Origin of the sequence: uncultured Negativibacillus sp. (genome assembly GCF_944388365.1) — a bacterium.
Lineage (GTDB): Bacteria > Bacillota > Clostridia > Oscillospirales > Ruminococcaceae > Negativibacillus.
On the sequence record NZ_CALXIN010000076.1, the window covers coordinates 1 to 8,684 of the forward strand.

At 54.7% G+C, this 8,684-nt stretch carries 8 protein-coding genes and 1 pseudogene; 2 read left to right on the forward strand and 7 right to left on the reverse strand.

Going from position 1 to position 8,684, the window contains the following annotated elements; translation table 11 throughout:
• The 6 genes from era to Q0L39_RS09230 all read right to left on the reverse strand — a co-directional run.
• The coding region (era, locus tag Q0L39_RS09205) for a GTPase Era (RefSeq protein ID WP_296628588.1) at positions 1–374 on the reverse strand (374 nt) is incomplete at its 3' end.
• 32 nt (positions 375–406) lie between these two features.
• Positions 407–907, reverse strand: a complete 501-nt coding sequence (locus Q0L39_RS09210) for a diacylglycerol kinase family protein (protein WP_296628590.1) — start codon at positions 905–907, stop codon at positions 407–409.
• On the reverse strand, positions 879–1,397 hold the full coding sequence (gene ybeY / locus Q0L39_RS09215; RefSeq protein ID WP_296628591.1) for an rRNA maturation RNase YbeY: 519 nt from the start codon (positions 1,395–1,397) through the stop codon (positions 879–881). Before ybeY ends, Q0L39_RS09210 begins: the two co-directional genes overlap by 29 nt.
• Before the next feature lie 2 nt (positions 1,398–1,399).
• A complete protein-coding gene (locus Q0L39_RS09220; RefSeq protein WP_296628592.1) occupies positions 1,400–2,350 on the reverse strand; it encodes a PhoH family protein in 951 nt (316 codons plus the stop codon).
• Between the two features lie 173 nt (positions 2,351–2,523).
• The gene (locus Q0L39_RS09225) at positions 2,524–3,699 is read right to left on the reverse strand and encodes a sporulation protein YqfD (RefSeq protein WP_296628593.1); all 1,176 of its coding nucleotides are present in this window, start codon (positions 3,697–3,699) and stop codon (positions 2,524–2,526) included.
• 13 nt (positions 3,700–3,712) lie between these two features.
• On the reverse strand, positions 3,713–4,006 hold the full coding sequence (locus Q0L39_RS09230) for a YabP/YqfC family sporulation protein (protein ID WP_296628594.1): 294 nt from the start codon (positions 4,004–4,006) through the stop codon (positions 3,713–3,715).
• A gap of 158 nt (positions 4,007–4,164) precedes the next feature.
• On the opposite strand from Q0L39_RS09230, the gene Q0L39_RS09235 reads away from it, so the two are divergent.
• Together Q0L39_RS09235 and Q0L39_RS09240 are read left to right on the forward strand one after the other, a co-directional pair.
• A complete protein-coding gene (locus Q0L39_RS09235; RefSeq protein WP_296628596.1) occupies positions 4,165–5,235 on the forward strand; it encodes a hypothetical protein in 1,071 nt (356 codons plus the stop codon).
• Positions 5,236–5,353: 118 nt separating this feature from the next.
• Positions 5,354–8,245 carry an N-acetylmuramoyl-L-alanine amidase gene (locus tag Q0L39_RS09240; protein ID WP_296628599.1) on the forward strand — a complete coding sequence of 964 codons (2,892 nt, stop codon included), beginning with the start codon at positions 5,354–5,356 and terminating at the stop codon, positions 8,243–8,245.
• A 61-nt stretch (positions 8,246–8,306) separates the two neighbouring features.
• On the opposite strand, the pseudogene Q0L39_RS09245 reads toward Q0L39_RS09240, so the two are convergent.
• Positions 8,307–8,684: pseudogene (locus Q0L39_RS09245) on the reverse strand (tyrosine--tRNA ligase); the annotation flags it as partial.

Below are 8,684 nucleotides of genomic sequence, written 5' to 3' on the forward strand. Positions count from 1 at the left end.
AGGATGTCGATCTTGTTGATGACCAGAATCGCCGGCAGGCGAAGCTGCTGCAGGTTTTCGATCAGCCGCTCCTCAGCCTCGGTGATCTCTCCCAGTGGGTCGGTCACAAAGACGGCACAGTCGACGTCGCCCACCGAGTCGGTCACCTGCTTGACCATATAGTCGCCGAGCTTGTTCTTCGGTTTGTGCAGACCAGGGGTGTCGATAAACACCAGCTGCACCTCACCCTCGGTGAGTACACCGGTGATGCGGGTACGGGTGGTCTGCGGCTTGTCCGAGATGATGGCAATCTTCTCTCCAACCAAGAGGTTGAGCAGAGAGGATTTGCCCACATTCGGCTTTCCTACGATGGCAACAAATGCCGATTTTGTCATGGATATCCTGCCTTTCAGTTAAAACAAATTTGTCAGTTATTTTCTTCGTTTGGAGATTTTGGGGTTGGCCAGAAAAAGACACACCACACTCCTGCTGCGACGGCAGCCGCTACCAGCAGCAGCGACTGCGGACGTCCGAGCAGCTCTGCCGCAATCTGCAAAAGGATCTGCGGCTGCCAGAACAGCCGGATTCCTATGCCCACCGCTGCAACAGCCAGTACCAGCACTGCACCGGCGGCAGTATCCTTGGCGGCGGCAGCCAGTGGATGCACTTGCGGGCAGCACAGATCGACGCACCGCTCCACTGCGGTGTTGATCAGTTCTGCGGCGATGACCGCTCCAATGGTCAGAAAAAGGGCCGCATCCTGTGCCGGCGAGAATGCATAATATCCTCGCAGCCACAACACAAAGGCACCAGCCGTCAGATGGAAACGCAGATTTCGCTCCCGACAGACAGCATAACCGATGCCCTTGCACGCTGCCAGAAAGGACGCGGCAAAGTGACTATTCCTGGTCTTGGATGTCTTCTTCATCGACAAAGCTCATGTCCCTCTGCAGGCCCAGTCTTGTCAGCACCAATTCTTCTTTTTCGCGCATGCGCAGTGCTTCCAGGTTTTCGCCCTCATGGTCATAGCCCAGCAGATGCAGCATCGAGTGAACGGTCAAAAAGCCGATCTCACGGCGCAGCGAATGACCGTACATCTGTGCCTGTTCAATGGCACGCGGCACCGAGATGACGATGTCGCCCAGCATATAAGCGCCGGTTTCGTTGTTATAGTCGTACACGCCGTTTTCTCCCAGCGGGAAAGACAGCACGTCGGTAGCGGCGTCCTTGTCGCGGAACTCCTTGTTGAGCTGACGAATCTGCTCATTATCCACAAAGCTGACGCTGACCTCTGCGGCTCCCTGAAAATCTTCCATGGTCAGCACTGCACTGCAGCAGCGGCGAACCAGCAGTCGGATTCCGGTCGGAATCTTGACCGCCTTCTGTCTATTTGAAATTGCTACTTTTACTCCATCCATTGTTATCTGCGCGCCTCCTTGTTGTGATACTTCTCATAAGCGGTGATGATGTCCTGAACGAGCTTGTGACGAACAACGTCCTTTTCGCTCAGGCGCATGATCGCAATGTCGTCGATGTTTTTGAGCACCTTGACCGCCTCAATCAGACCGGATCTGCCGGCATTGGGCAGGTCGATCTGGGTGATGTCGCCGGTGACGATCGCCTTGGAGTTAAAGCCAAGGCGGGTCAAAAACATCTTCATCTGTTCAGGGGTGGTGTTCTGTGCCTCGTCGAGAATGATAAACGAGTCATCCAGCGTACGTCCGCGCATATAGGCCAGCGGCGCCACCTCGATACTGCCTTTTTCCATGTTGCGCTGAAAGTTTTCCGGCCCCATCATATCAAACATGGCGTCGTACAGCGGACGCAGGTAAGGGTCAACCTTGTCCTGCAAATCGCCAGGCAAAAAGCCCAGCTTTTCGCCCGCTTCCACTGCCGGACGGGTCAGGATGATACGGCTGACCTGTTCGTCGCGGAAGGCACGCACCGCCATCGCCACTGCAAGGTAGGTCTTGCCGGTGCCGGCAGGACCGATGCCGAAGGTGATGGTGTTGTTTTGAATGGCGTCGGTATATTTTTTCTGGCCAAGCGTCTTTGGCTTGACCGGTTTTCCTTTGACGGTGACAGCAATGCAGCTGCTGTTCATCTGCGCCATGCTCTGTTCGTTGCCCTGTTCCACCAGGGTGATGACATAGCGCACGTTCTGTTCCGAAAGAGCCCCGTCCTTCTGCACCATCGTCAGCAGTGTATCAATGGTGCGCTGTGCTTTGGACACCGCCTCACTCTCACCGGTGATTTTCACCTCGGTGCCGCGGCAGACGATGCTGACGCCAAAATGCTCCTCAATAATTTTGATGTTCTGATCCCCGTTGCCGAACAGAATCAAAACGTGTTCGATCTGTTCGATCTGCAATACCTGTTCGATGAACGATCCCTCCAGACCTTTCTTATCCCTTTTGATAGACTTTCAAATTTCCAGAATTTATTATACCACAGTCCGCATCATTTTACAAACTTATTTTGAATATTCTCCCCATATCGCCTGTTTTTTCGTGAAGATCGTCAGGTCAAATTGTCTGCCTTGTCTTACTGCCCGTTGAGCAGGATTTCCTCCTGCTGTGCAGCGTCCTCCTGAAAGACATACTCCGCCGTCATCACAAGCTGGTTATCCCGCACGCTGCTCTTTATTTTGCGGCTGACCACGGTGCGCTCCGGCGTCTGCCGTTCAAAGCTTAAAAGCTCTGACTCAGCTAGCTGAGCGGCCTTTTCGGCGGTCAGCGTGACTGTTTGCTGCGTTGCAGGAATGACCTGATGGATGGTCAGATCAAACGGCAGGGTGATCCCAAACAGACGCACCGGACGCTCGAACACCCGCTCAAAGCAAAGCTGAGGCTTTCCACCAGCCAGAAACAGCGGGATGCGCAGCTTTCCGAGGTTGAGATAACGCAGATTGACCATCCCGCTGTCGGGCACCTTGAGCGTCTGGGTAAGCGAGACGGTGACCGTTTTCTGCTCGCTGTATTCTACCAACACCTGTGCGCTCGCATGGCGCAGGATGGTGATTCCCTTTGTGCTTTTGACCACGCCGCTGACCACCAGCTGTCCCTTCTGGACAGCATCGCCCTTTTGGAGCACCGCCTGCCCGTCATAGACCTCCATCCGCACAATCTGACCGGCGCGCGACGCCACCACATTGCAGGGATCGGTCGATTCGGGCTGCTCCACCTCGGCCTGCTCGCTGATTTCCACCTCGGCGACGCTTCCCACCAGATTGACCGCCGACCAGATGATCTGTGGATACGCCTCCCGAAGGCGCATGGCAAGGTCGTTTACGTCGAGACTTTTCTTCCAGCTGCCGCGCACCAGCCCTCCTTCCTCCAGTGTCTGCAAGATGTCGTCGTCAGGCACCAGGTGATTTCCATTCAGCTGTATCTCCCAGACAAACCCGCCGGACAGATTGATGCACAGGATAAACAGCGCAATCCCGACGATCAGCCCCATCCGTTTCGAGTAGCGCCGCATCAGAAACGGCAATCCCTGTCGTTTTACCACCCTCACCCGCACATGGGTGCGTCGCACATAAGGACGAATCCGAAAATAGCTTTTGACCGTGGTTTGCGCCACAAATCCTCCGTCGCTCCATTGGGTATAGAAAACAGGGATGCCGTTTCGACCCAGCAGGTTGAGAAAACGCTCGGCAAAATCACCGCGCACCTCAAAGGTCACCGTTCCCCGTACAAACCGCAAGATATTGACCAGCACCGTTATCCCTCCCTCAGCTGCAATATTCCAGACCCAGAATATATCCCCGCAGGATCATACTGTCCTCGGTCATGCAGGCGATCTGCAGGCTGCGTCCGGAAAAACGAATCTGCCCTGCGGCGGTATTGAGCCGCACCGTGCTGTCGTTGTACTCCACAATCCCCTTGCACCCATCCACCAGTGCTTCTCGGTTTCCGTTGAGCTCGATGTGGATTTCCTGGTTTGCAATCACATTTCCCAGCGTCACCGCCTCTTTGTGCTTTGACAGCTCGGCATTTCCCTTTCGCTCCTTTGTCCTTGTTTTCATCAATCTGCCTCCTTTGGTCGTTGTGCCTTTTTGATAAAACTCTCTCCAAATGATATGAGCAAAAGCTTCGTTTTAGCAGTCAAGATTTGCTCTTTTGGTGCATACACTGGTGTCGGACAACCTTTTTTACGATCAAAACAAAGGACGGTGGACAAATCATGAAAAAAGCAATCAATCCTGTTCTGGCTGTCGGCTGCGGACTGCTTGCCGTGGTGCTGGTGTACAGCGGCGACACCTTTGCCCAGGGCATCCGGCAAGGCATTCAGCTGTGCCTGCAGACGGTCATCCCTTCGCTGTTTTGTTTTATGATCCTGACGGGCTTTCTGATGCAGAGCGGACTCTACCGGCTGCTCAGTTTGCCGTTAGGGCCATTTTGTAAAACGCTTCTCTATCTTCCCTCCGAGATGGGCAGCGTCGTACTGCTGAGCCTGATCGGCGGCTATCCCATGGGCGCGCAGTCGATTGCCAGCCTGCTGCGGCAAAACCGCCTTGCCCGCGACGACGCCCAGCGGATGCTGCTGTTCTGCTGCTGTGCAGCTCCGTCCTTTGTGGTGACGGCGGTCGGCAGCGGCATGTTTGCAAGCCAGCAGATCGGACTGCTTTTCTATGGTGTGCAGGTCGGTGTTTCGCTGCTGCTGGGAATGCTCCTTGGTATCGGAGCGCGCCTGCATCGAAAGACACCGGCACTGAGCACCAGCCTTCCCTGCCTATCCACTCCTTTTGCCGGACTGGGCGAAGCCTTTGTCGGAGCGGTCAGCAGCAGCGTCACCACCATGGCGCAGATGTGCGGGTTTATCCTGCTGTTCTCGGCATTGCAGGCGGCGGTGCAGTCGATGGCAGGAGACAGCTCCCTAGGCTGTCTGTTGCTGGGACTTGGCGAAGTGACCAACGGCTGCCGTCTTGCCGCCGGCATGCCTCATGGAGTGCTCTATGCCTCACTGTTTTTGTCCTTTGGAGGCTTTTCGGTGATTGCACAGATCGCAGGCATCCTGCGCGACAGTGGACTGCGGCTGCTGCCGTTTGTCGCTGCGCGCGCGCTGCATGGAATACTCAGCGCATCGGTCACCTTTCTGGTGCTGCCGCATCTGCCGGGCGACATCGCCGTCTTTGCAAACGGCGCACAGCCTGTCCCGATGGGCGATGCCAACACCCCTGTGCTGAGCATCTGCCTGATGATGATGAGCGCACTTTTGTTGATGCAGCTGCCAAGATTTCAGCGAAAAAGATAATTTTTTCTAAATTTTCAAAAAAACATCGAAGTTTGATAGCATTTCTTTGTAAAATTTGTTAAACTAGAAATATAGGAGTATTCCATCTCTTTTTATTGATTGAATTGAGGTGAGCAGTTTGACAAAAAGAGCAAAGATTATTGCCATTTTTCTGGTGGCCTGCCTTGCTTTTTCTTTTTCCATACCGGCTTTGACAGAGGAGGATTCCTTCTTTTTTATACGGGATGAGCAGGAAACAAGCGCTCTCCTGACCGACCGCGCCTATTTTTCCGGTGGCAGCACGATGTCGGGCATTGTGGTCGAAAGCCGCGATAATCTGACCTACCCTTCCGCAGATGTGGGCTTCTGGTCGCTGAGCTCTGAGGCAGAACAGGTTGTTTCCGATGCTGCCGCGCTTAGCATGGATACCATCTTCTACCCTGTCACTCCCGACATGGGTTCGATGTACCACTCCCGCTATCTGCCGCAAAGCCACTATATGGCCGGAGAGACCGGCGGCTACACCCTGAAAGATCCGCTGAAAACGCTGGTCAAGCAGTCCGAGGCGCAGGACATCTCGGTCTGCGCCGTCATCTCTCCGTTCGGACTTGGTTCGATCGACTATAACAACGAACATCAGACACTGGCATCCGAACACCCTGAGTGGCTGAAGGAATCCAGCACTATGATGTATCTGGACCCTTCCAATGAAGAAGTACAGGAGCTCATCGGCGACATCGCCGGAGAGCTGACCCTCAACTATAAGCTTCAGGGCGTCGTGCTGGCCTTCTCCACCAGCATGGAAACCGCCGGTGCAACGCTGGAGGACCTGCAAAATACCATTCTCAGCGTTGCCCGCGCTGTGCGCGACCGCTCCAGCAGCACCCGCATCGGCATCATTCTGCCAGGTGACCTGCTGCAAGGCGAACAGTCCGAACAGGCGCTGGCTCTATTGCAAAATGCGGGTGAACGCGGCATGATCGACTTTGTGCTGCCGCAGATTCACGACACCGTTTCGGACGGAAACACCTATGCAAACACCGTCAGCCTCTGGCAGAGCGCACTGCAAAGCTGCCCACGGCTTCAGATGTTTGTCTGGCAGGATGCCTCCCGTATCCGTGCGCCGCTGAGCGAAGCGGCCTTCTATGCCGATGACCAGGAGATTCTGTTCCAGCAGTTCTACAACCAGATCAACGGCGTCGGCGGTTCGGTGGTGTCCTCTCTGTACAATGTGATGATGTCGCCGGAGCTGTTTGAAAATCTGCGTTTCCCGCAGAACAGCTCCGACTGGTACAGTGATCCTGCATTGGAACGTCCAGAGCTATTGACCATCGGCACTCCGACCGGCATCCTCTATACCGACCAAAATACCGTCACGGTCACCGGCATCTGCGATCCTGCCCAGACGCTGTACCTGGACGACGAGGAATATCAGGGCGAATACGGTGAGATCACTCCATCGGGCTGCTTCTCGCTGGAACTTCCGTTGAAGATGGGACTCAACCGCTTTGTATTTACACAGGGCGACCGTGTCCGCACCGTGCTTGCCAGACGCAGCACCTCCGTAGAGGAAAAACAGCTGCCGATCAGCTCCATGCAGGAAGACTCCCTCTTCCCACAATACAGCCAACCGGTCTGGATCAATGAACCGCTGATTGTCAGCTGTTCCGCTCCTTCCGGCGCACAGATCACCGCTTTGATTGATGATCAGCAGTATGAACTCACCCAGCTTGATCCCAGCATTCCAAAGGGATATCCGGCGGCATATCAGGCACAGATCCCGCTGCCCGAAAATGTATTCGAAGTCACCAACCTCGGCCACGTTTCCTATAGCATGGTCTACAACGACCGTCTGAGCTACCAGACCTCTCCTGGCGAGATTTTCCTGCTGGCAGAACAGCAGGAACTGGTTGTACAGGTCACCGACCCGATCGCACCGGTGTATAGCGATGCATCCGAACAGGAGGTTCTGTACACATTGACACAGGATACCAAGGATTATGTGGTCAAGAGCGGTACAGAGCACTTCTATCTCCAGTCGGGCGGCTGCATTCCGAAAAGCAGCGTCAAGGTGCTGACCAGCGCCACCGACATCTACACCGTATCCAAGCGCATCAGCAACGTCATCGTCCAGAGTACCAGCCGCGGAGAATACATCACCTTTGCCGGCGGCAGCGAGCTGCCGTGCAGCGTGACCTACGATGAAGAAAACCGCACTGTTACCCTGCAGCTGTCCCATGTTCTGGACATTCCGCTGCAGCTGGACTATCTGCAAAGCGATTTGTTCGAGGATATTCAGGTCACCCGCGACAATACTTCCGTTACCATGCAGCTGACGCTGAAGGAAAATATGCCGTTTTATGGCTATCAGGTCACCTTCACTGAAAACAACATGGTGGTTTACTTCCGCTCCCACTTCTCCGACAGCAACACTCAAAGTCCGCTGGACGGCGTCAATATCGTCATCGACCCAGGTCATGGCGGCAGCGATACCGGTCTGCTCGGTTTGCTGGAAGGAAGCGGTCCCAACGAAGAAACCCTCAATCTGGCGCTTGCCAATGCACTGTATGATCGGCTGCACGCACTGGGAGCAAACGTCTATCTGACCCGCTCCAACCACTCCGCCATGGCAGGACTGGACCGCGTCATGTTCGCACAATATCGTGAGGCGGACCTGTTCCTCTCGATCCACCAGTGCACCAGCGACGAGCCTGGCATCCATATTTCCTACAATAATCCGTTTTCCGCGCAGCTGGCGCAGCGCATCTCGGACGGACTGTCCGCCCGTCTGCAGCGTCCGCAGCAGGAAACGACCCTTTCCAATTCCTACCTTGCCGCCGTCACACTGATGCCGGCTGTCAGCATCGACCTTGGCAGCCTTTCCAACGCTTCGGACTACGGCAGCATCAGCGATCCTGTCGACATCTATCGGTCAGCCTATCAGATCGCGCAGGATCTGGAGCAATTTTTAGAGGATGCACAGCAGGAATATACCGACGCTGTTGCACAGGCTCAAACCGACACAGAATAAAGCAACTATAAAAAGAGAGGCGCAGACCAAATGGTCTGCGCCTCTCTTTACTTATGAAACATTATTTTGCCATTGTTACTTTGTGGAACACTTTTTTGCCTTTTTTGAGGATGATGTGACCCTCAGCAAAATCTGCCTCGTTGACAGCTGCATCAAAAGCGGTTACCTTCTCATCATTGATTGTAATACCGCCCTTTTTTTTCAGTCTCTTTGCCTCTGCCTTGGATGGGGCAAGCTCGGTTTTTACCAGCAGGTCTGCAACCAGAATGCTGCCATCGGTGAAGTCTGCGCCGGTCAGCTCGGTGGTTGGCATGTTCTCGGTGTTGCCGCCGGAAACAAACAGTGCCTTGGAAGCATCCAGTGCTTTCTGCGCCTCCTCGGTGCCGTGTACCATCTCGGTCAGCTCGAATGCCAGACGCTCTTTTGCCACGTTGAGCTG

What these genes read in the sequence shown, in the direction of transcription:
- Q0L39_RS09210 (WP_296628590.1), bottom strand. Translation starts at nt 907, where the DNA reads ATGAAGAAGACATCCAAGACCAGGAATAGTCACTTTGCCGCGTCCTTT.
- ybeY (WP_296628591.1), bottom strand. Translation starts at nt 1,397, where the DNA reads ATGGATGGAGTAAAAGTAGCAATTTCAAATAGACAGAAGGCGGTCAAG.
- Q0L39_RS09230 (WP_296628594.1), bottom strand. Translation starts at nt 4,006, where the DNA reads ATGAAAACAAGGACAAAGGAGCGAAAGGGAAATGCCGAGCTGTCAAAG.
- Q0L39_RS09235 (WP_296628596.1), top strand. Translation starts at nt 4,165, where the DNA reads ATGAAAAAAGCAATCAATCCTGTTCTGGCTGTCGGCTGCGGACTGCTT.